At 66.3% G+C, this 21,970-nt stretch carries 22 protein-coding genes, 1 tRNA gene and 1 riboswitch; of the genes, 14 read left to right on the top strand and 9 right to left on the bottom strand.

The genetic code is table 11. The features are described 5' to 3' along the window. Nucleotides 1-57: 57 nt before the first annotated feature. From HLH21_RS08955 to HLH21_RS08980, 6 genes are all read right to left on the bottom strand, one after another. The gene (locus HLH21_RS08955) at nucleotides 58-1,065 is read right to left on the bottom strand and encodes a lysylphosphatidylglycerol synthase domain-containing protein (protein WP_182943415.1); all 1,008 of its coding nucleotides are present in this window, start codon (nucleotides 1,063-1,065) and stop codon (nucleotides 58-60) included. Between the two features lie 64 nt (nucleotides 1,066-1,129). Further along, on the bottom strand, nucleotides 1,130-1,612 hold the full coding sequence (gene ribH / locus HLH21_RS08960; RefSeq protein ID WP_182943416.1) for a 6,7-dimethyl-8-ribityllumazine synthase: 483 nt from the start codon (nucleotides 1,610-1,612) through the stop codon (nucleotides 1,130-1,132). 21 nt (nucleotides 1,613-1,633) lie between these two features. Further along, complete coding sequence (gene ribB / locus HLH21_RS08965; RefSeq protein ID WP_182943460.1) at nucleotides 1,634-2,881, bottom strand: 3,4-dihydroxy-2-butanone-4-phosphate synthase; 1,248 nt, start codon at nucleotides 2,879-2,881, stop codon at nucleotides 1,634-1,636. Continuing rightward, nucleotides 2,881-3,498, bottom strand: a complete 618-nt coding sequence (locus HLH21_RS08970; RefSeq protein ID WP_182943417.1) for a riboflavin synthase — start codon at nucleotides 3,496-3,498, stop codon at nucleotides 2,881-2,883. The genes ribB and HLH21_RS08970 overlap by 1 nt, the downstream gene beginning before the upstream one ends. Next, nucleotides 3,480-4,541 (bottom strand): bifunctional diaminohydroxyphosphoribosylaminopyrimidine deaminase/5-amino-6-(5-phosphoribosylamino)uracil reductase RibD, encoded by a 1,062-nt coding sequence (gene ribD / locus HLH21_RS08975; protein ID WP_182943418.1) that lies wholly within the window; start codon nucleotides 4,539-4,541, stop codon nucleotides 3,480-3,482. The genes HLH21_RS08970 and ribD overlap by 19 nt, the downstream gene beginning before the upstream one ends. 110 nt (nucleotides 4,542-4,651) lie before the next feature. Beyond that, a riboswitch (FMN riboswitch) is annotated at nucleotides 4,652-4,818 on the bottom strand. 227 nt (nucleotides 4,819-5,045) lie between these two features. Beyond that, nucleotides 5,046-5,252 (bottom strand): entericidin A/B family lipoprotein, encoded by a 207-nt coding sequence (locus HLH21_RS08980; RefSeq protein WP_182943419.1) that lies wholly within the window; start codon nucleotides 5,250-5,252, stop codon nucleotides 5,046-5,048. 96 nt (nucleotides 5,253-5,348) lie between these two features. Between HLH21_RS08980 and HLH21_RS08985 the strand changes: the two genes are divergently transcribed. The 10 genes from HLH21_RS08985 to fliP all read left to right on the top strand — a co-directional run bounded on the left by HLH21_RS08985 (nucleotide 5,349) and on the right by fliP (nucleotide 14,313). Further along, nucleotides 5,349-6,863: a sodium:solute symporter gene (locus HLH21_RS08985; protein ID WP_182943420.1), complete on the top strand. Its 1,515-nt coding sequence runs from the start codon at nucleotides 5,349-5,351 to the stop codon at nucleotides 6,861-6,863. Next, nucleotides 6,860-8,017, top strand: a complete 1,158-nt coding sequence (locus HLH21_RS08990; RefSeq protein ID WP_373319551.1) for a serine hydrolase domain-containing protein — start codon at nucleotides 6,860-6,862, stop codon at nucleotides 8,015-8,017. Before HLH21_RS08985 ends, HLH21_RS08990 begins: the two co-directional genes overlap by 4 nt. Nucleotides 8,018-8,199: 182 nt before the next feature. Then, complete coding sequence (locus HLH21_RS08995; RefSeq protein ID WP_264811526.1) at nucleotides 8,200-8,721, top strand: PaaI family thioesterase; 522 nt, start codon at nucleotides 8,200-8,202, stop codon at nucleotides 8,719-8,721. A gap of 87 nt (nucleotides 8,722-8,808) precedes the next feature. Further along, a tRNA-Arg gene (locus HLH21_RS09000) sits at nucleotides 8,809-8,885 on the top strand. A 468-nt stretch (nucleotides 8,886-9,353) separates the two neighbouring features. Then, nucleotides 9,354-10,994 carry a flagellar basal-body MS-ring/collar protein FliF gene (gene fliF, locus HLH21_RS09005; protein WP_182943422.1) on the top strand — a complete coding sequence of 547 codons (1,641 nt, stop codon included), beginning with the start codon at nucleotides 9,354-9,356 and terminating at the stop codon, nucleotides 10,992-10,994. Continuing rightward, nucleotides 10,991-12,040, top strand: a complete 1,050-nt coding sequence (gene fliG / locus HLH21_RS09010; RefSeq protein ID WP_182943423.1) for a flagellar motor switch protein FliG — start codon at nucleotides 10,991-10,993, stop codon at nucleotides 12,038-12,040. The genes fliF and fliG overlap by 4 nt, the downstream gene beginning before the upstream one ends. After that, nucleotides 12,037-12,735, top strand: coding sequence for a FliH/SctL family protein (locus HLH21_RS09015; RefSeq protein ID WP_182943424.1), 699 nt, complete (start codon nucleotides 12,037-12,039; stop codon nucleotides 12,733-12,735). Before fliG ends, HLH21_RS09015 begins: the two co-directional genes overlap by 4 nt. 17 nt (nucleotides 12,736-12,752) lie before the next feature. After that, nucleotides 12,753-13,133 (top strand): flagellar motor switch protein FliN, encoded by a 381-nt coding sequence (fliN, locus tag HLH21_RS09020; RefSeq protein WP_182943425.1) that lies wholly within the window; start codon nucleotides 12,753-12,755, stop codon nucleotides 13,131-13,133. Nucleotides 13,134-13,214: 81 nt separating this feature from the next. Then, the gene (locus HLH21_RS09025) at nucleotides 13,215-13,511 is read left to right on the top strand and encodes a flagellar biosynthetic protein FliO (protein ID WP_182943426.1); all 297 of its coding nucleotides are present in this window, start codon (nucleotides 13,215-13,217) and stop codon (nucleotides 13,509-13,511) included. A 94-nt stretch (nucleotides 13,512-13,605) separates the two neighbouring features. Beyond that, the gene (fliP, locus tag HLH21_RS09030; protein ID WP_246379477.1) at nucleotides 13,606-14,313 is read left to right on the top strand and encodes a flagellar type III secretion system pore protein FliP; all 708 of its coding nucleotides are present in this window, start codon (nucleotides 13,606-13,608) and stop codon (nucleotides 14,311-14,313) included. A gap of 57 nt (nucleotides 14,314-14,370) precedes the next feature. On the opposite strand, the gene flgH is transcribed toward fliP, so the two are convergent. Genes flgH through flgG form a run of 3 tightly spaced genes read right to left on the bottom strand, consistent with a single transcriptional unit; the run spans nucleotide 14,371 to nucleotide 16,939 of the window. Next, a complete protein-coding gene (gene flgH, locus HLH21_RS09035; protein WP_220789742.1) occupies nucleotides 14,371-15,105 on the bottom strand; it encodes a flagellar basal body L-ring protein FlgH in 735 nt (244 codons plus the stop codon). A 24-nt stretch (nucleotides 15,106-15,129) separates the two neighbouring features. Then, entirely contained in the window at nucleotides 15,130-16,152 is a 1,023-nt protein-coding gene (flgA, locus tag HLH21_RS09040) for a flagellar basal body P-ring formation chaperone FlgA (RefSeq protein ID WP_246379446.1), read from the bottom strand. A gap of 1 nt (nucleotide 16,153) precedes the next feature. Next, on the bottom strand, nucleotides 16,154-16,939 hold the full coding sequence (gene flgG, locus HLH21_RS09045; protein WP_182943463.1) for a flagellar basal-body rod protein FlgG: 786 nt from the start codon (nucleotides 16,937-16,939) through the stop codon (nucleotides 16,154-16,156). Nucleotides 16,940-17,293: 354 nt separating this feature from the next. Between flgG and flgF the strand changes: the two genes are divergently transcribed. From flgF to HLH21_RS09065, 4 genes are all read left to right on the top strand, one after another. After that, a complete protein-coding gene (gene flgF / locus HLH21_RS09050; protein ID WP_182943429.1) occupies nucleotides 17,294-18,037 on the top strand; it encodes a flagellar basal-body rod protein FlgF in 744 nt (247 codons plus the stop codon). A 187-nt stretch (nucleotides 18,038-18,224) separates the two neighbouring features. Further along, nucleotides 18,225-19,787: a flagellar hook-associated protein FlgK gene (locus HLH21_RS09055; protein ID WP_182943430.1), complete on the top strand. Its 1,563-nt coding sequence runs from the start codon at nucleotides 18,225-18,227 to the stop codon at nucleotides 19,785-19,787. A 20-nt stretch (nucleotides 19,788-19,807) separates the two neighbouring features. After that, the gene (locus tag HLH21_RS09060) at nucleotides 19,808-20,887 is read left to right on the top strand and encodes a flagellin (RefSeq protein ID WP_182943431.1); all 1,080 of its coding nucleotides are present in this window, start codon (nucleotides 19,808-19,810) and stop codon (nucleotides 20,885-20,887) included. 245 nt (nucleotides 20,888-21,132) lie between these two features. Continuing rightward, nucleotides 21,133-21,855, top strand: a complete 723-nt coding sequence (locus HLH21_RS09065; RefSeq protein WP_182943432.1) for a glycosyltransferase family 25 protein — start codon at nucleotides 21,133-21,135, stop codon at nucleotides 21,853-21,855. Nucleotides 21,856-21,970: the final 115 nt, after the last annotated feature.

The raw sequence follows: 21,970 nt of genomic DNA on the forward strand, positions 1-21,970 counted from the left end.
CATCCCATTCATTTCATAAAATCCTGGGTTTCCAATGGGCAAAGCCCCTGAATCGGGTCAGGACCCGGACAGGCCCACCCCGGGCTCCAGCCCCGGCTTGTGGCCGGGCCGCCAGTGGATTTCCATCCATTGCCAGCCTGCCAGCGACGGCAGGCCCCAGGCGATCTCGCGCAGGCGCTTGATGAGCGACAGGCCGATCGAGACGGCCGGCGGCAGGCCGAACAGGCTGCCGATGATGACGAACCCGCCCTCGGACACGCCCAGGGCGCCGGGGATGGCAAACCCCGCCGATTTCGCCGCCTGCCCCACGCTTTCGATCACGAAGCCGCTGGCCAGCGACCGGTCCTGGCCCATGAAATGCAGGATGAGGCAGACCTCGACCGCGCCCAGCGACCATCCCGCCAGTTGCAGCCCCCCGGCACGCAACGACCGGCCGGGCGCCTTGTACAGGCCCAGGATCTCGGCATGCAGGCCGCGTATGCCGTCCACGCCGCTCCATCCCAGATGGGCGGCGATGCGGATCAGCAGCCTCTCGACGATCGAGATCGCGCCCAGGCACTGGCTGCCCAGGAACACCGCGCCCAGCAGCAGCGCGACGCCGGCGCTTTCGACCAGTTCGTCGGTGAGGGCCGAACGTTTCACCAGGACCAGCAGGATGCCCAGGCCGGCCAGCGTGAACACCACCTGGCTGAGCAGTTCGATCGTCAGGTCGCAGATCGTCGCGGCGGCGGCCCGGCGCAGCCCGGCTCCCCGGCGGGCCAGCAGGCGGGCCGACACGACCTCGCCCCCCACCTGGGCCACCGGCAGCAGATTGTTCACTCCCTCGCGCACGCAGCGCAGGGCGACCCAGTCGCGCAACGGCAGCGCCGGGGCGTCGTGCCCCGCGATGGTGCGCCACGACGCGGCCGCCAGCAGCACCTGCACGGCGTGGAACAGGATGGCCGCCACGATGCCCCATCCGCCCTGCGCGACAAGTCCCAGGATCGCGTGAAACCCGAACCGCGACAGCAGCCAGATCGTCAGCGCCATGCCGAACAGCCCGGCCGTGAACGTAACCAGCCTCATCCCATGCCCCCGCGCCGGCCGGGTCGCCGTCCGGGCGACGGCGGCGGTCGGCGGGTCGAGCGTATCAGCCCTTGATTTTCTGTATCAAGGCCAGACTTTCGACGCAGGCGGCGGCAGCCTCGCGACCCTTGTTATGTTCATCCGCGCCCGAGCGCACGCGGGCCTGTTCGTCGGTGTAGGTGGTCAGCACGCCGAACGCGACCGGGACTTCGGTGGCCAGCGACGCCTGCATCAGGCCCATGGCGGCCCCCAGGCTGATGAATTCGAAATGCGCCGTGTCGCCCTTGATGACGCAGCCCAGGCAGATCACCCCGTCATAGCGCCCGGTGCGGGCCAGCGTCTGCGCCAGCAGCGGCAGTTCGTAGGCGCCGGGGGCATAGAGCACGTCGCCCTCGGCCACCGTGATGTCGTGTTCGCGCAGCCAGTCCAGCGCCCCGTCGCGCAGGCCGTGGGTCACGGGTTCGTTGAAACGGCTGACCACGATCGCCAGGCGCGGCGGACGCACGAACGTCAGGTCCGGGGCGGGGGACGGGGTATGGGTGCTCATGTCAGGGTCTTTCCGGTCATATTATTCGGCCGCCGTGCTGAGGGCGGTGCACAGCTGATGGCCCATGCGCGTGCGCTTGGCGTCCAGATAGGCGCGGTTGAACGGGTTGGGCGGGATTTCCAGCCCGATCCGGCTGCGGACGGCGAAGCCATGCCGTTCCACCGCCACGATCTTGGCCGGGTTGTTGGTCATCAGGTCCAGCGTCCTGACCCCCAGCGCCCGCAGGATCGCCGCCGCCGCCGTCCAGTCGCGGGCGTCGGTCTCGAACCCCAGACGGTGGTTGGCGTCCACCGTGTCGAATCCCTTGTCCTGCAAGGCGTAGGCGCGGATCTTGTTCGCAAGCCCGATCCCCCGCCCCTCATGCCCGCGCAGGTACAGCAGCACGCCGCTGTCGGCCGCGCCGATGCGGTGCAGCGCGGTCTGGAGCTGCGCCCCGCAATCGCAGCGCAGCGAGCCCAGCGCGTCGCCCGTCACGCATTCGGAATGCAGCCGCACCAGCGGCACCGCGCCGGCCCGGCCCGGATCGCCCTTGACCAGGGCCACATGTTCGGTCCCGTCGGAGGCGCGGAAGGCGTGGATCACCAGATCCTCGCCGCCATAGCTGCTGGGCAGCGCGGCCTGGGCCACCTTCTCGATCCGCCCTTCCGGGTCGGCCGGCGTCGCGGCGCGGCGCTCCAGCCAGCCGACCAGTTCGGCGATCGACAGGAGGGGCAGGCCATGCCGCGCGGCATAGGGGCGCAGGTCGTCCATCCGCGCCATCGACCCGTCCTCGTTCATGATCTCGCAGATCACCGCCGCCGGCGCCCGGCCCGCCAGGCGCGCCAGTTCGATCGAGGCCTCGGTATGGCCGTTGCGCGCCAGCACGCCGCCGGGGACGGCGCGCAGCGGAAAGACATGGCCGGGCGACACCAGGTCGGCCGGGCCGGCGTCCACCGCCACGGCGGCCTGGATGGTGCGGGCGCGGTCGGCGGCGGAAATGCCGGTGTCCACGCCCTCGCGCGCCTCGATCGAGACGGTGAACGCGGTTTCGCGCGGGCAGGTGTTCACCTGCGTCATCATCGACAGGCCCAGGCGATCCACCTGTTCGGCCTCCAGCGGCAGGCAGACCAGGCCGCGCCCGTGGGTGACCATGAAGTTGATCGCCTGCGGCGTGACCAGGTCGGCGGCCATGACCAGGTCGCCCTCGTTCTCGCGATCCTCGTCATCGACCAGAACCACCATGCCGCCCGCGCGGATCGCCGCGATCGCGGCTTCCAGCGCGGGGCTCATCACCGGTACTGACATAGGGTCTCCACATATTTCGCGATCACGTCGACCTCGACATTCACGGCGTCGCCCGGCGCCATGGCGCCCAGGGTGGTGTGCGTCCAGGTATGGGGGATAATCATCAGGGCGACGGCGAAGGCGTCGGGGCCGGCGTCCCCGGCCCCGACCTCGCCGATCTCGTTCAGGGTCAGGCTGATGCCGTCCAGCGTGATCGACCCCTTTTCCACCAGATAGCGACGCAGGCTCGCGGGGACGCCGAAGACGACGCGCCGCGCCTCGCCCGCCCGCTCGGCCGACAGCAGGCACGCGGTGCCGTCCACATGGCCCTGCACGATATGGCCGGACAGACGGGTGGCCGGCGTGACCGCGCGTTCCAGATTGACGCGGCTGCCCTCGGCCAGCCGGCCCAGCGTCGTGCGGTCCAGCGTTTCCGCGCTGATGAAGAACGCCGCGTTCCCCGTCGCATCATAGTCGGTGACGGTCAGGCACACGCCGTTGACCGCGACGCTCTCCCCCATCGACAGATCGCCGATGCCCGTCGCCACCGCGATACGCAGCGACCGGTCCCCACGGGTGGCGGCCGTGACGGTGCCCAGATGTTCTATGATGCCGGAAAACATGCTTCCTCCCTTGGCGCGGCCAGGCCGGGGACCAGGCGCAGCGGCGTGTCCGTCCCGTTCCTGACCGCGATATCCATCCGTTCGCGCCCCGCCGGCGTAACCCCGATGGTCAGCCAGTCGTCCCAGATCCCCTCCGCCCGCATCGCATCCAGCAGGGCCGGCCCGGCCTCGACCAGCGCCCACAGCGCCCCGGCCTCGCCCAGCAGCGCGGGGACCCGCGCGATATCGTCACAGCTCCGCACATCGAACCCCCGGGCCGTGGCCGCCGCGCGCCAGTCGTCCGGCAGGCGTCCCCGCCGGTCGCACACCACCAGCAGGCGCCCGGCGCGGCCCGCGTGGTCGGGCACCCGGCGCACATCCAGCCCTGGCCGATCGGCCAGCACGGTGCCGATGCCGGTCACCACCGCGTCGGTCGCCCGGCGCAGGCGGTGCGCCACGTCCAGCGCGCCATCGGAGGTAAAGGTCGTCCGTCCCGCCGGCGGGATCATGGAGCCGTCGGCCGCGACGGCCTGCTTGACCGTCATCCACGCCCGGCCGGTGCGCGACCAGTGGACGAAGGGGGCGATCAGCGCCCGGCAGTCGGCGGCCAATGCGGCAGCATCGGAATCAGGCAGGTCCGCCAGCATGCGGACATCGCATCCGGCCGCGCGCAGGCGCGCGGCGCCTCCGCCGGCGACACGGGGGTTGGGATCGGCGGCCCCGACCCACACCGCGCGGATGGGCGAGGCCAGGATCGCCTCGGAACAGGGGCCGGTGCGGCCGGTGTGGTTGCAGGGTTCCAGGGTGACGACGGCCGTCGCCGCGCGGTCGATCAGCCCCTGCCGCGCGCAGGTCCGCAGGGCCAGGGCCTCGGCATGCGGGGCGCCGGCGCGGTGATGGGCGGCAACGGTCAGGATTTCGCCCTGGGCATCCAGGATGGCGCAGCCGACGGGGGGATTGGGGGCGGTGGCGCCCATATGGCGCGACGCCTCGGCAAGCGCGGCCCGGAACGCCCGGCCGATGATGGGGGAAAGACCATCCGGATCGCAATCCGGACGACGCATCCCCGAGCTTACCGAAACCTCAGCCAAGACAAGCGGTCCCATCCTACCGGACGGACCCGGGGCGCAACAGACCACACAGCACGCGCCACCACGTGGCGCCTCCGCACAGGCCTCGTTCTCTATCATCCGGACTATACCGTCGGCCCCGGAGTCACACCGGGTCTGCTGTCCCCGTCCGGCCGGAAGGCCGTGCGGGCGCTCGCGGGCTGATGCGCCGGTCCGAAAACCGGATGCAAATACCGCCGGTGGGGACTTTCACCCCGCCCCGAGAACGTCAATAACCCGGTCACACGAACCGGAATGCGCTATTATTGGGAAGGAACGAACCAAAAAGCAAGGCTCGCGTCGCGCCTGGCGCGCGGGGCCGCGCGCGACCGGCGGGCAGCAAACCTATGGCAAGGGCTTTGACCTTGACCCACCAAAGGGCTCGGCCCTTTGGAAACCCCCGACTTTATGCATGTCGGGGTGCAAGGGCCTCGGCCCTTGACGGCTTGGATGACAAAACTACTGGGGGGATGCGCCGGTCGAATGGGTGATATGTCCTTGCGTCGCGTTTGCCCCCCGCGAGACGTCATGACCGACCGAGCTGACGTCCTCGCCGGCCCCCCGCACGGTGTTGCAGGCCGACAGTCCCGCCGACATGCCCAGCATCGCCACCGTCACCAGAACGGCGCGGCAGAGGCTGGATGTCGGAAAACGATCGTGGCTCATGGAAGCCTCCTGTACAGATTGGCATCCTCCAGAAACCCTGCGGGCGGGGCAAAGTTCCTCCCGGCCTTCCGCCTCCACTGCCCCGAACGGAGATCCATGTCCCTGACCGAACCCGCGATCATCGGCCTGTGCCTGCTGGCCCTCGCCGCCCTGTCGTTGCGCCTGGCGCGGAGGGACCGGGCGGCGCCGGGGCGGGCCGGACGTCCGGGCCACGACCTGCCGACCTGGGCCATCTGCCTGTCCATCGTCGCCACCGAGACCTCGACCCTGACCGTCATCAGCGTGCCGGGGGTGGCCTATGGCGGCGGCCTGGTGTTCGTCGGGCTGGGCCTGGGCTACGTCGCCGGGCGGATCGTCGTGGCGTGGCTGCTGCTGCCGCTGTATGCGCGCGACGGGTTTTCCAGCGCCTACCAGTATCTGGGCGAACGGTTCGGGCGCGGGATGCAGCGCCTGGCCTCGGCCGTCTTCCTGGGCACGCGGCTGCTGGCCGAGGGGGTGCGGCTGTTCGCCTCCACCCTGCCCATCTGCGCGCTGCTGGCGGCGGCGCACCTGCCGGCCGGGCCGCTGCCGGTGCTGGTCGGGCTGACGGCGCTGACCGCCGCCTATACCGCGGCCGGGGGGCTGCGGGCCGTCGTCTGGTCCGACAGCATCCAGTTCGGCCTCTATACGCTGGGGGCCGTCCTGTGCATCGGCCTGCTGCTGCCCCATGCCGACCGGGCGGCGCTGGGGGCGGCGTGGCGCGCCGGCCGTCTCGCGATCTTCCACGGCGACGACGCCATCCTGACGTCGCCCTATGCCCCGGCGACGGCGCTGGTGGGCGGGGCGATCCTGTCCATGGCCTCGCACGGGGCGGACCAGTTGATGGTCCAGCGCGTGCTGGCGGCCCGGTCGCTGCGCGCGGCGCGGATCGCCATGGTCGGCAGCGCGGTCGTCGTCACCGGCCTGTTCGGCCTGCTGTCGGCGGTGGGGGTGCTGCTGTGGGTCCGCAATGGCGGGGCGTCGCCGGCCGCGCTGGGGCTGCGTTCGCCCGACGCGCTGTTTCCCGCCTTCATCGCCCGCGACCTGCCGCCGGCCCTGTCGGCGCTGCTGATTGCGGGCATCATCAGCGCCACGATGGGATCGCTGTCCTCGGCGCTGAACGCGATGACCGGCTCGACCCTGGCGGACCTGCTGCCGGCCGCGGCATGGCGGGGGCGGATCGGGGCGGCGACGCTGTCGCGCGGCATCACCGTGCTGTGGGCGGTGCTGCTGATCGGGGCGGCGTCGTGCTTTTCGAATACCGGCCGGTCGGCCGTGGTCTTCGGCCTGTCGATCGCCGGCTATTCCTACGGCGCGCTGCTGGGCGCGTTCCTGTTCGGGCTGCTGGTGCCGGGCGCGCGGCAGCGCGACGCCGTGCCGGCCTTCGCCGGCACGCTGGCGGTCATGGCGGCGCTGATCCTGTTCGTGCATCCGGGCGGCCGCGACATCGCCTTCCCCTGGCTGGTGCCCATCGGGGTCGCCGCGACCTTCGCCATCGGGCTGGCCTGCCGGCTGCGGCCCCGCCCGGCCTTTCGCGACGCGGCGGCCCGCCCTACGCTGGATCCGACCGAGATGGAGCACGAGACACGATGAGCGGATCCAGCCGACGGACCATGCTGCGCCTGATGCTGGCCGCCGGGGGTGCCGGAATGGCGGGGGGCTGCGCGGCGGGCGTCCCTGGCCCGTTCGCCCCGGTCGACCGGCTGGTGGACCGCGCGATCGCCGACGGGCAGACCCCGGGGGCCGTCGTCGTGGTCGGCCATGGCGGGCGGATCGTCCATCACCGCGCCTACGGGCGCCGCGCCCTGGTCCCGGCGCGCGAGCCGCTGGACGAGGGCACGCTCTATGACATGGCGTCGCTGACCAAGCCGGTCGCGACCACCGTCGCGCTCATGCAGTTTTACGAGGCCGGGGCCTTCCGGCTGGACGACCCGGCGTGCCGCTACCTTCCGGACTTCGCGCGGAACGGCAAGGCGGCGATCACGATCCGCCATCTGCTGACGCATTATTCCGGCCTGCCGCCCGACCTGGACCTGTCCACGCCGTGGACCGGCCGCGACGAGGCCGCCCGCCGGGTCATGGAAACGCGCCCCGACCACCCGGCGGGCGAATGCTTCGTCTACAGCGACATCAACTTCATCACGCTCGGCCTGCTGGTGCAGCATTTCTCGCACGACACGCTGGACCATTACGTCCAGACCCGGGTGCTGGACCCGCTGGGCATGGCGCGCTCGCGCTTCCTGCCGCCGCCCGCGTGGCGGCCGTCCATCGCACCGACCCAGTTCGACGACCAGCATGTCATGCTGCGCGGCGTCGTCCACGACCCCACGTCGCGCCGCATGGGCGGAGTCGCAGGCCATGCGGGCCTGTTCTCGGACGCCGCCGACATGGCGGTCTATGCCCAGGCGCTGCTGGACCGCCGCGCCGGGCGACCCAGCGCCTATCCGCTGAAACCCGAGACCCTGATGCTGATGACCACGCCCCAGCAGCCCGCCGGCCGGCCGGATCTGCGCGGCCTGGGCTGGGATATCCACACCCATTACTCCACGCCGCGCGGCGACGTCTTCCCGGTGGGGTCGTTCGGCCACACCGGCTTCACCGGGACGTCGCTGTGGCTGGACCCCGGCAGCGACAGCTATGTGCTGATCCTGACGAACCGGGTTCATCCCGACGGCGGGCACAGCGTCGTGCGCCTGCGCCACGATGTCGCCACGGCAGCCGCGCGGGTGCTGATTCCGGGGACCTGATCCGGCGCGGTCACGGATTGTTTTCCGGCGGTTGTCCCGCCCCCCGGCATCCATGACGGATCTGCCGCGTAATGCGGCATGAGCCGGAGATCCCGCCGGGAGACCGCCCCCATGACCGCCCCCATGACCACCCCCATGGCCGTCCCTGCACCCATCCGCCATCGCGACGCAGAGGCCGGACCGTGACCCCCGACCCCGTGCAGGATCCTCCGCCCCCGCCGGGCTTCGTCCCCCTGCCCGACCTCGCCCCCGGCGGGTTCGATGCCCTGTCCGGCGGCTTCCTGGTCGCCGTCGAGGGCGGGCAGCTGGTCGGCGGATTCCGCGTCACGCCGTCCTGCTGCAATCGGGCGGGATTCTGCCACGGCGGGAAGCTGGCCAGCGTCTGCGACACCTATCTGGCGATGGCCGCCCTGTTCCGCGAGGATTTGCAGACGGGCTTCCTGCCGACGGTCTCGCTGAGCCTGGATTTCATGGCGGCGGTCCCGTGCGGGGTATGGGTGGAATTGCGGGCCGAAACACTACGCATCACGCGCAGCCTGGTCTTCGTCCAGGGGTTGGCCACCGTGGACGGCACGCCCGCCGCGCGCGCCGATGCGATCTATCACCGCCTGCCGCCGGGCGACGCCCACGGAGCGGACATCGGCGCCCTGCTGCGCGGCCTTCTGGGCCACGCCATCGCCGCCCGCGGCGGCATGGCCCCGTAACCCGAGGCCCCCTGGCCAGCCCCGGTAAAAAAAATGCGCGAAGGGGTTGTCGTTTCCCCGACACTCGGTTACACAGCGCCCCACAGCGCACCCGTAGCTCAATTGGATAGAGCACCAGACTACGAATCTGGGGGTTAGAGGTTCGAGTCCTTTCGGGTGCGCCAATTTTCCAAAATATTCGCCTGCTCACTCAGCCGGCCAGGCTGGACGCTCCAGCCCATGCAGGCCCCACGACGATGTGTGGGCTGCGCCGGCACGGCCCCGCACGCGCTCATGAATTGCCCCAGCGGACGCAGTCGATGACCGTGACCCGATCCATCCGGGCCATTCATGCGGCAATTTTTTCCAATAGCGCCAGAACTATTCAAAAACAGCGGATTGTGCTTTATTGGCACTTAATTCTGTGGAACTGGAAACGCGCCTAGTGGTCGACGGATTCCTGGCGGCGATCGAGAAATGATCTAAATCAAGAATCGACCCGCTCTGTTGCATTTCGTCACGGACGGTCTTTTTGGCCTTCCTGATGGCGTATGCATCGTTATAAGGCGAGATGCAGGGCATATCGCATGGTCAAGCCGCCGGAGGATTTTTGTGCCTTTCCGCTCTAGTGTCATGACGGCATAACGACCCGCATGCAGAACATATTGGCTGGTCTGAAGGGCCTTGGGCGCAAGAGACTGGCGGCGCTGGGCATCGCGGCCGCCGTCCTTCTCTCGGCGATCGGACTTTTCGTCTTTCGGGGCAGCGCCCAGCCCATGGCCCTGCTTTACGGCGACCTCGACCTGAGCGAAGCCGCCGAAATGATCGACGATCTGGGAAAAGCCCATATCGACACGACGACCAGTTCGGACGGAACCAGCATCTACGTTCCCCGCGACAAGGTCGCCAGCGCGAGGCTGTTGCTCGCGAAGGACGGCCTCCCCAGCGGGGGGGCCGTCGGCTACGAACTGTTCGACAAGAGCGGGACGCTGACCAGCACGCAGTTCGAGCAGACGATCAACGAGACACGGGCCATGGAGGGCGAGCTTGAGCGCTCCATCCGCCTTCTCCATGGGGTGCGTAACGTCCGGGTTCACCTCGTTCTTCCGCATCGCGATCTCTTTTCGACCCAGACCAGCCCGTCTCAGGCCAGTGTCGTCCTTGACATCGGCAGGGCGGGCCGCATGGCCCCCGACGGCATCCAGGCCATTCAGAACCTGGTCGCGGCGGCTGTCCCCAGCCTGCGCCCGCAGAACATCTCGATCGTCGACACGCGGGGCGACGTCCTGCTGAAGCCCGGCGACCCGGACAGCGCCGCCGGTCAGGAATCCACGCTGGAAAAGCTGCGCCATGCCGAGGAACAGCGCCTGGCCGAGGCCGTGGAGGACATGCTGGTGCCGACGCTGGGGGCGGGGCATGTGCGTGCCCGCGCGGCGGTCACCATGGATACGGACGAAATCCACGAGACGGATGAAAGCTACGATCCGAACCAGCAGGTTCTCCGCTCGCAGCAGACCAGCTCGGACAAGAGCGTCAATACCGAGGCCAACCCGAACACCTCGGTGTCGAACAACCTGCCGAACGCCAATGCGAACCAGGACAACAGGACCGGTTCGAACGATGACCGTGAGGAAGAGACCGACAATTACGAGATCGGCAAGCGCGTCCGCGTGATAAACCAGACACGCCCGCGGCTGGCCCGGATCAGCCTTGCCGTCATGGTGGACGGGACGGTCGTCAGGGGCAGCGACAGGAAAGACGTCTGGCAGCCGCTGGACGGCGCCGAGATCGAGAGAATCACGACGCTGGCGAAAACGGCGATCGGGTATGACAAGAACCGTGGCGACGAGGTGAATGTCGTTTCGATGCGGTTCATGCCCGACGGGGGGAACGAATTCTCGACCGCGGGCGGCAGCCTGTTCGGCCGGGATACCCTCATCTATATCGCGGAATGGGTCATCCCCATCATTCTGGCGCTTGGGGCCATTTTCATGGCCGTCCGGCCGGTGCTGCGGCGTGGCGGGGGGAATATCCTTGCCCTTGCCGGCCGGTCGGCGCATGAAGGCGCCTTGGGCATGTCGCCGAACGGCACGCGCCTGGCCGGCGGCACCGCGGGCGCCCTGATTCCTTCTGACGGAACCGGAGATGGAACGATCAGGATCGAGGGCATCGAAGGAAAGCTGCGTACCGATGCGATCGCAAAAGTCGCGGATCGCATTGAAGAAAGCCCCGAGGAGAGCGTTCTGATTATTCGGAACTGGCTGGCCACACCCGAGCTCGGAAAGCAGACATGACCGAGGCCGCTACACTCCACGTCCCGTCCGGCAATCCGCCCCCCGTCACGGCGCATCTGAGCGGCCGGCAGAAGGCCGCCATCCTCATGCTTGCCGTAGGGCGCGAGAAATCGTCCAGGCTTCTGAAAATGCTGCATGAGGATGAAATCCGCGACATCTCCGTCACCATGGCGGGCCTTGGCCTTGTGCGGGCCGATCTCGTGGAATCCGTCTGTCATGAGTTCACCAGGAACTTTGAATCGGCCGACGGGCTGGTGGGCACGTACGAAACCACGGAAGAAATGCTTCGCAAGGCCCTGCCGGAAGATCAGGTCGCGAAGATCATGGACGAGATCCGCGGTCCGGCCGGCAGGACGATGTGGGACAAGCTGGGGAACGTTCAGGAAAGCGTGCTCGCCAACTATCTTCGCAACGAATATCCGCAGACGGCCGCCGTCATTCTGAGCAGGCTACAGCCCGCGCATGCCGCGCGCATTTTCGCGCTGCTTCCCGAAGACTATGCAACCGACGTCATGATGCGGGTCCTGCACATGGAAACGGTGCAGAGAGATGTTCTGGATAGCGTCGAGGCGACGCTTCGCTCGGAATTCATGTCGTCTCTCGGGCGCTCGGCCAAGCGGAACAGCTACGAGCTTCTTGCGGAAGTCTTCAATAACTTCGATCGCAAGACCGAGACGCGCCTGATGGCGTCGATGGATAAACGCAATCACGACGACATGGAGAAGGTGAAGGCGCTGATGTTCACCTTCGAGGACATCAAGCGTCTGCCGCATGAATCCCTTATGCGGATCGTCAACGAGATTGATCGCGACAAATTGCCGCTGGCCTTGAAGGGCGCCTCCGAGACGGTACGGAAAATGTTCCTGCAATGCATGTCGAAGCGCGCCGGGAGCATTCTTCTGGAAGAGATCGAGGCGCTTGGACCTGTCCGCGTCAGGGACGCCGACGCGGCACAGACCGATATCGTCGGCACCATCAAGAACATGGCGAATGCCGGCGAAATTGACCTCACCGAAAGCGGCGGCAACGACGAGATCATTCCGTGACGGCGGCGTCCGCCCCCCTCTCGTCGGCGCCCGCGCCGGTCCGGCTGGAACTTGTCGATCTGGAAGATTTCGGGGCCGCCCCCGCCGAAGCCGTGGCGGAGGCCGACGCGCCCGAGGCGGATGCCGTTCCCGATCCTGACCTTGTCACGATGACACATGCCCAGGTGGACGCCCTTCGCGAGTCTGCCTTCCGCGAGGGGCTGGAAAAAGGATCGCAGGACAAGCAGGAAGCGCTGCAGCAGCATTTCGCGGCCTGCATTTCGTCCCTGACGGCCCTCTTCAGGACGGAGAATGACCGGCGCGATCGGGTCCTGGCCGACGCCGCGAACGCCTTTCTCACGACCGTCACGGATGTCGTCGGCAGCCTGACGGCGCTCGATGGAACCGTGCTGGCGGGCATGCAGCGCGATCTTATCGCAGACGCAGCGGCCTTCGCGCAGGAATGCGATGGCGCCGTGACGATCCGATGCGGCGACGCCGACGCCCAGCGCCTCCAGGCCATCTTCAAGGAGGACGCGAGCGTCCGCATAGAGGTGGCGCAGCACGCCGGAGAGGATGCGATACGCATCACTTCGGCAGCGAACGTCATCGTTATTGATCCGGAACAGTGGCGCAAATCCGTTGCGGAGAAGATTATTGCCGCTGTTACGGCCCTCGCGCGGCAACGCGGGGAACGAAGCGTGCAGAAGGCATAGGGCAGGCGGAGAGAACCATGAGCACAGGCAACGACATCGGACTTGAGGAGTTCGCCAGCACGCCGTCGGATACGACCGGGACGGCGGGGCAGGATGGCAAGGCGGCCGGCCCTGAGCCGCGTGCCGACGGCGCAACGAGTGGAATCAGCCAGATGGAGGCGGTCTATGACATCCCGGTGAAGATCACCGCCGTCATCGGCACGGCGACGATGCCGGTCAGCCAGCTTCTCCGGCTTGGGCGCGGCGCTGTCGTGGAGCTGGACAAGAAACTGGGGGAAGCGGTGGATATCTACGCGAACAACCGGCTGATCGCCCGTGGCGAGGTGGTGGTTGTCGATGATAACCACATCGGTGTCACCATGACCGAAATCCTGTCGTCGTCCACCGTACCTGGCTAGGAATCGGCGGTGTCCGGGGCAAATGGTCTCGCAGCGCCTCTGACGGGGCCATTTGCGCGTGATCCGGGTACGATCGGCACCATGTGGCTGACGTGCCTGGTGTCGCTGGTGATCGTTGTCGCACTTATCCTGCTCAGCCGCTACGGCCTGAAAGTCCTGGACCCTTACCTGTCGCGGCGACGCCGGACGCGCAACCTTGCGGTGGTGGAAAGTCTGGCCATAGATCCGCGCCGGCGCGTCAGCCTCATAAGATGCGGCCGAAAAACGGGCCTGATCCTGACGGGCGGCGGAAATGACGTGTTCCTGGGCTGGATTGAGGATGACGGGGGCCGTCCGCCGCACGCCGTGTCCTCGGCACAGATCGATCCCGGCGATTGATACGAATAGTGGAGCTGACGCGTTGATATCTCGGTTGTCCACGGGACGGGCCGTCAGGCTCGGCGTCATTGCCGCGTGCGTGGCGGCCGTCGCCATGCTGGCGGTCATGCCGACATCCGCCCATGCCCAGTCCGTGACGCTTGATCTGGGGAAGGGCGTGGGCGACGCGGGAACGACCAGCCGCCTTGTGCAGCTGACGGCCCTCATCACGCTTCTGTCGTTTGCGCCCAGCCTGCTGGTGATGGTCACCGCCTTCACGCGGATCATCATCGTGCTGTCCCTGCTGCGCGGGGCGATCGGGGCCCAGGGAACGCCGCCCAACACGGTCCTGATCGGCCTTGGGCTGTTTCTGACGTTCTTCGTCATGCAGCCGACTCTCGAACAATCCTGGACGCATGGCATCGTTCCGATGATGGATGGCCGCGTGAGCGAAATGGACGGTCTGGCCGCGGCGGCGGAGCCTTTCCGGACGTTCATGCTTGCGAATGCGCGGCCCGCCGACATCACGACGTTCCTGCACCTGGCAAATCTGCCGCCGCCCGCGACCCCTGCCCAAACGCCATGGCGCGTGCTGATGCCGGCATTCATGATTGGCGAACTCAGCCGCGGTTTCGAGATGGGGTTCCTGCTCTACCTGCCGTTCCTGGTCATCGACCTCGTCACCTCCAGCGTCCTGATGAGCCTCGGCATGATGATGCTGCCGCCCGCCACGATCTCGCTGCCGTTCAAGCTGATTTTCTTCGTGATGGTCGACGGGTGGCAGATGGTGGCCGGAGGTCTGGTCAGAAGCTTCGGCGGCTGAGAAGCCGCCCGCACCGCCCACGGAACGCGGCGGGCAAGGCGCCCCGTGATGTCAGGATCAGAACGGCAGGACGCTGTCGAGAACCTGCTGCCCGTATCGCGGCGTCTGGAGCTTGGTCAGCTGGCCGCGCCCGCCATACGAAATCCTGGCCTCGGCGATCCTGTCGTGGGTCACCGTGTTGTCTTCCGTGATGTCCTGCGGCCTGACGACGCCGCTGACCATGAGCTGGCGGAGTTCGCCGTTAACCCTGACCTCCTGGCGCGCCACCACGACGAAATTGCCGTTCGGGAGCACCTGCGTGATCGTCCCGGCCAGCGTCAGGACGATAGCATCGCTTCTGTTGATCCTGCCCGTTGCCGTGTTGGCGCTCGCGCTGCTTGTGTTGACGGCGGATGCGCCGGTGATGTGCTGCAGCGCCGTGCCGTGAAAGCCGAACAGGGTTGGAACACCGTAATCCTCGGACCCGCTGCCGCTGGCCGTCGTGTTGTTCGTCACCGCGGCATTATCGGCGATCCCGACCTTGATGGTCAGAAGGTCACCGACCTGCGACGCCCTCTGGTCCTTGAAGAAGGCCCGGCTTCCGGGGCGCCACAGGCTGCCGACCTCGGTCGGTGGCGGCTGAAGCGGCGGCATGGGCATTGTCACGGGGCGGTAGTCGGGGGCCTGCGTCGGGTCCGACGTTGTGGTCATGCGCGGCGGGTGGCCCATCTCGCTGATTTCCGACAGGCCGGAACATCCGGACAGGCACAGCAATCCGGTCACGAGCGCACCCGGCAGGCGATATTGTGTCAAGGCAGCTCTCCAGCGCACGCGGGTTTACCGGATCGACAGGTCCGACCGCGCGTTTGCGCGGGCGGACGCGGTCAGACGCCGCAACATGTTCGGGTCCGAAGGAACGGCGCCCGACCCGGCATCGACCTCGATTTCCGAGGCATTAGCCACGCGACCGGTCACGATCATGCTGCTCGCCAGGTTGAGGGCGTGCACGTACTGGCCGCTGCCCCCGTCTTCCAGGGCCCGGCCGGTTGCCGTCAGATGAACGCCGGGGACGGTAAAGGCGATCAGGATGGGGTCTCCCTTGTGCACCAGCAGGGTCCTGTGCAGATCCCGCTCAAGCACCGGTTCGCCGGCGACGACAGGGTGCAGAAGCGTCATGCCTTCTACCTCGGCCCCATCCATGAATATTTTCGCGGTCGCGTAGCCGGTATAGGATTCGTCTATACTGACGTCGGAAGAAGAAATTACGGCCCCGGCGGCCAGCGAATGGGAAAACACCAGCACCCTGCGCGGGGCGCGCACCGTTCCGGTCAGGAGGAAGGAGTCCTGGGTTATGTCGCCGGTCGGATGGGTCCGGTAGACGGTCGCGGAGAACCGCCCGGTCCTCTGGTCCCAGTCGACGTCCGACAGGATGACCGGCTTCGGGTCGTCCGACGCCACCGTTATGGGATGGAAATCGGCAAGGTCCATCGAGACAGGACCCGGCCCGATATCGGGGAGGCTTTTCTGCACGAGGCCGGCAAAGAATTCCCGATCGAGAACACGGCCGGCCCGCGTGATCGTCGCCATCGCCGACGGCGACTGGTCCAGCCAGTCAACGCCGTACTGGTCGGCGATGGCGATCAACTGCCGGCCGCCGACATGGATGGTGGCCCCGGGTCCCGGCGCCGGGCCGATGACCTTGTCCTGCTGCGGTTCCAGATCGGCAAAGAGATCCGACAGCCGCACAACGTCGGAGGTAATCACCGTGGCGCTTCGCAGCGTCGCCGCCGAAACTGCCGCCGCGCAGAATGTCATGATGCCCGCGGCGACCGCTGCCGCGATTGCTGCGCGCACGGGCATGCTATCTCAGGTTCGTCAGGGTCTGGAGCATTTCGTCGGACGCCGTGATGACCTTGCTGTTCATTTCATAGGCGCGCTGCGCGGTAATCAGGTCCGTGATCTCGGTGACCACGTTGACGGAGGATTCCTCGATGAAGCCCTGGCGGACCGAGCCGACCCCCACGCTCTGGGGCGTGCCGGTGATCGGGTCGCCGGAGGATGTGGTCGCCGTGAACAGGTTCTGACCCATGGCGGCAAGACCGTTCTCGTTCTGGAAGGTCGATAGCTGGATCTGCCCGGCAACCTGCGCCGTCCCGTCGCCGGACACCGTGTACTGCACCTGGCCGCTCTGGTCGATGGTCACATTCTCGGCGTTGTTCGGCAGCGTAATGTTCGGGTTGAGGGGATAGCCGTCCGCGGTGACGATGGTGCCGTCCTGGGACAGCGAGAACGTCCCGTCACGGGTATAGGCGTATTCGCCGGACGGCAGCGTCACCTGGAAATAGCCGCGCCCCTCGATCGCAAGGTCGAGGGCGTTGCTGGTCTGCTCCAGCGTGCCCTGTTCGTTGATTCGGTAAATGCCGGCGGTGCGTACGCCAAGGCCGATCTGCGCGCCCGCCGGAACGAGGTCGCCGGTGTCCGAACTCATGGTCCCCGCCCGCCTGAGATCCTGGTAGATGAGGTCCTGGAACTCGGCACGACGCCGCTTGTAGCCGGTGGTCGTCATGTTGGCGATATTGTTGGAAATCGTCTCGACGTTCGTCGTCTGGGCCTGCATGCCCGTGCTGGCGATATCAAGGGAACGCATCATAGGCGGACAATCCTCCGGTGTACCTTACTTCGTGGTCATCCCACCACGCAGGCAGGCGGGCACCATGGCATGCATGGCCATGTATACCGGATGACGTCCACGCTACGCACGGCTTGCGACAGCAAGTAAGACCACGTGCACGGACATGGCAAGGTCTTTTCTGGAGAAAAGGCGGCCTTGTCGGCCTTCCTGCAATGTTCCGGCGCGCATCACATATTGCCGTCCGGATAGTGATACAATATCCTTGCGAACAGCCGGCTTGCTGCCCCTGTATTCCACAAGACCACAGTCAGGAAGCGGCTCGGCGCCGGTCTGCCTGCGCGGGCCCGAATTCCCTTCCGGAGGCAGACCTTGGACGACACGACGTATATCGCCCTGTCCCGCATTGATGTGCTGACACGCGCCCTGGACCTGACCGTCAACAATCTTGCCAATGCCAATACTGACGGGTTCAAGACGTCGAGACAGCTTTTTTCCGACTTTCTCGTTCACCAGAAGGACGTCCATGGCCTGACCGGGGGAAAGGACGAAGCGTACACCCAGGACCAGGCGACATATCAGGACTTCCTTCAGGGCGAATTGCGACAGACCGGGAACCCGACGGACCTGGCGATCAATGGCGAAGGGTACTTCTCGGTCCGGACGACGCAGGGGGTTCGGCTGACCCGCAGCGGCCAGTTCCATATCCGGTCGGATGGGACACTTACCGACGGTTCGGGAAACCCGCTTCTGGACACGAACGGCAGGAACATCGTCATCCCCCCGCAGGACCAGATCCTGTCGGTGGCGTCGGACGGAACGATCTCCACGCAAAACGGAGCCACCGCGACCGTCGGCCTCGTCACCGTCGACAACCTCAACACGCTGCAACAGGAAGGCAATTATCTGCTCAGGCCGACAACGCCCACGCATAACGTGGCCCGAAAGGAAATACGGCAGGCGATGCTGGAGTCGAGCAACGTGAATTCGGTCTCCGAGGCGACGAAAATGGTCGAGATCCAGCGTGACTACGACCTGAACTTCCAGTTGATACAGACTGAATCGACCCGCCGCCAGAATGCGATAGACAAGATCACGACCGAGCCGAGCGCCTAAACCGCCCGGATCCGCGAGGGCCGGGCGCGCGCCAGCCGCGGAATGTTAATGGCCCGAAACAGCCTTGCTTTACGTCATCTTCCGGAACTGCTAGCGTGCACGGAACCTTGTAGCCGCATTGACGCCCGGCATATATCGTGGCTGTTGCGTAGCGAATACATAGTCATGACTGCGCGGGGAAAATGAGATGGGCCTGACATCATCGCTGTCAATAGCCACCAGCGGCTTGAACGCGATCGAGTATCAGTTGGCCGTCACGTCTGAAAACGTCTCGAACTCGGGCACGACGGGCTATGTGCGCGAGAACGCCACGGTGACGATGGCGGTGGCGGGCAATGTCGGGGCCGGCGTCAAGATCGGCCGGACGGCGCTGAACGTGAACACGGCGCTGCAGTCGGCGCTCTACAGCCAGAACGCCCAGGTCGCGTCGCTCACCGCGACGAGCAACTCGCTTGCGCCGCTGTCGTCCATCCAGGGATCGACCTCGTCGGATTCCGGGAGCACCGACACGCTTTCCGACGAACTCGGCAATGTGCAGAACGCCCTGACCTCGCTGACGGCGACCCCGCTGCAAAGCGCCTCGCAGTCGCTGGTGATCTCGTCCGCGCAATCCCTGACCAGCACCATTCACACGCTTGCCGCGACCTATACGGACCAGCGCCAGGCGGCCGAGGACAACACCGTCGCGACGGTCTCCTCCATCAACTCGGGCCTGACGCAGATCGGGCAGCTCTCGACGCAGATCATGAAACTCCAGGCCCTTGGTTCGGACACGGCCAACCTCGAGAACCAGCGCCTGGAGGTCATGTCGAACCTGTCGTCCGACCTCTCGGTCACGTTTTCCGAGACGTCGAACGGGGACATGATTGTCCGCACCGCGGACGGGACCGAACTTCCGACCCGTCCCGACCAGATTGGGCAGAGCAACAGCACGGTGACCCTGCCCAGCAGCACCTGGCCATTGTCCACGTCCGACGCCACCGTCACGTCGGCGATGTACTACAAGGCCGGCGATACGAACGCGCAGATCCCCGGCATCATGCTGGCGGGCAAGGACATCACGTCGCACCTGACGGGCGGAACGCTCGGGGCGAACATCACGCTGCGTGATGTCACCTATCCGAAAATGCAGGCGCAGCTCGATTCGTTCTCCTACACGCTTGCCTCGCGGTTCAACAATGCCGGGCTTCCGCTGTTTACGGATGGCACCGGGGCGGTCCCGTTAGCGAGCGCGACCGTGCCGTTGTCGGATCCGACGACGACGCAAGAGACGCCCAATGGTCTCGTCGGCCTTTCGTCAACGATCGCCGTCAGTTCAAGTTACGCCAACGCGCCGTCGTCGCTGACGACGAACGGCGATGTAACGACCATTACAGCGGTCCTCGGCACGGCGTTCGGCACCTCCTCGGACGATGTGAGCGGGTCCGATGGGTCTCTGGCTGCTCCGTCGACCGGCCTTGGCCCGACCGGCAGCCTGTCGACCGGATATTCCGGCGCCCAGGGGCTGGTCGCCCTCGCCACGGCCCTGACCTCGGACCAGGGCGCGACCATCGGCCAGGCCAGCGACGACCTGACCTCCGTCACCTCGGTCCAGACGACATTGCAGACGGCGGTCTCCAATGCCTCGGGCGTGGACGTGAACAATGAAATGGCCAACGTCGTCGCGCTGCAGAACGCCTATGCGGCCAACGCAAAGGTTGTGACCGCTGTGCAGTCGATGTTCAGCGCATTACTTAACGCGATCGACTAGGAAGATCGGGAGAAGCTGTCATGAGCACGTCCATCGGCCAGTATGGAAACGCCGGCGCTGCCCTTATTCTCGCTGCCGGGATCAAGGAGATGACGCTGAGCCAGCAGACCCTGTCGTGGCAGCAGTCCACGAACACGCTGTCGCCGACCTACGCGGGGCTGGGCTCGACGCGTTCGTCCGCCATCAGCCTGGCGCCGAAAATCACGCAGGTCGAGACCTGGCAATCCAATGTCTCGATCGCGCAGAACGGCCTGAGCGTCACGGCGAGTGCGCTCCAGCAGCTTGTGACACAAGCCCAGGCGCTGTCCGCAAGCCTTGTGACCATCGGGGGAACGACAATGTCCACCACGGTCACGGCCGCGACATCCCAGGCCCGGAATGCGCTGACGGCATTGGCAACGACGCTCAATACCTCAAACGGCGTCGGATATGTCTTCGCCGGACAAGCTTCGACCGAACCTCCGATCAAGGATCCGACGTCGATCTCAAGCGGCACCCTTGCCACGACGATCGCCGGCATCGTCGGTTCGCTCGGGTCTTCCGAGGACCCCGCGTCCGTCATGGCGAAGGCCACCACGGCCGCGGCCGACAACACGGACAGCGTCTCGGTCTTCTCGGCGTCGCTGTCGGTTTCGGGGGATGCGGCAACCGCGCTTCAGCAGTCGGTCCTCACCGGTGACAATACCGCAACCGGGATCGGTACGGTGGCGACACAGGGAACATCCGCCACCTCCAATTCAACCGGGTCGCCGATCCGTGACCTGATGCGCGACATGATGGTCGTTTCCTCGATGAACGGCATGTCGTCTTCGACGAACGGGTTTTCGGATCTGGTCAACCAACTGCATTCGTCTCTTGAAAACACGATCAGCCAGCTTACGGACATGGAGACATCGGTCGGCGTGACGCAGAATGCGCTGACGTCCAGATCCACCCTGTTGTCGAACATGGAGACGATGTTGAAGACGGCGCTTGGGAACTCCAGGGATGCCGATATCGCCGAAGTGGCCACGCAGTCGTCCAACCTCAGCACAAGCCTCAAGGCCTCATACATCCTGGTTGCCGACATGAAGGATATGACGCTCGCAAGTTACATCTGACGGCTCCGGGCGGCGGGGTCTTCCAGACTGGCGCAGGCGGGCCGGCAGACAGGGCTTTGCATTCGCCATGCGCTATCGTATCTCTCTACGCCATCTCCAGGGTGGCGGGCGTGCCGAGGTTTTTCGGCTGAACATCTGACATCCAGTCCCGTCGTGCAGGCGCCGCACATGCGCCGCCTTCTGCCCTGACCGAAGTGCGCGTGACCACATCGCCGCCGGTTTATACCCTCGTAACAGGACCCGACATGGACAAATTCTTCATCAGCTCCGCGCAGACTCCGGAACGTGCCGAGAGGTTCCTGGCGGTCAATGCCCACGTTCCGGGACTTATGCACTCGCCTGGCGTCGATGGCAGCACGCTCGATATCAATGAGATGAAAGAAAAAGGCCTCGTGTCGGACGCGTGCCAGTTCACACGCGAGGCAATCGGATCGGGGCTTGCCCATGTCGCACTGTGGGGAAATGTCGCGCAAAGAGGCGTCCCGGCCCATATTTTTGAGGATGACGCCTTTCTCTGCCGCAATTTCGAGCAGGGAAGCGCACGGATCATCGCCAGCCTGCCAGACGATTGGGACATCATCCTGTGGGGGAGCAATTCGGACACCCCGCTTCAGTTCGAACTTCTGCCTGGAATCACGCAGTGCGTTGCGATGGTCTCTGACGAATCCGTCCGGAAAGGCATCCACGCGTTCCGCGACATGGATGTCACGTCCGTTCCGCTCAGGCTGGCCCAGACCTTCGGCCTGTGCGGCTATGCGATCTCGCCGGCCGGCGCCATGAAGTTAATCAAGAGCTGCCTTCCCCTGGCAACCGTCAATGTCTCCCACCCCTGCCTGGGTGGTCGTGTCATCGCGGCGCATTCCATCGACATCCTGATGAACCGCCATTACGCCGAGATGATGGCCTACACCAGCTTCCCGCCCCTGTGCCTGACCGACAACGTCAGGACCAACAGCCCCACCCCCTGACAGTCAGATGGCGACAAACGCGCGTTCCCAACCTCTGACCACCCGCCCGCGCTGTAGCGCGGCCTCGGCCGTGGCTGCGCTGCTCTGCGCGACTCTGGCTGGATGCGCGCCGGCA

The sequence above is a fragment of the Gluconacetobacter johannae genome (assembly GCF_014174305.1).
In the GTDB taxonomy this organism is placed as follows: domain Bacteria; phylum Pseudomonadota; class Alphaproteobacteria; order Acetobacterales; family Acetobacteraceae; genus Gluconacetobacter; species Gluconacetobacter johannae.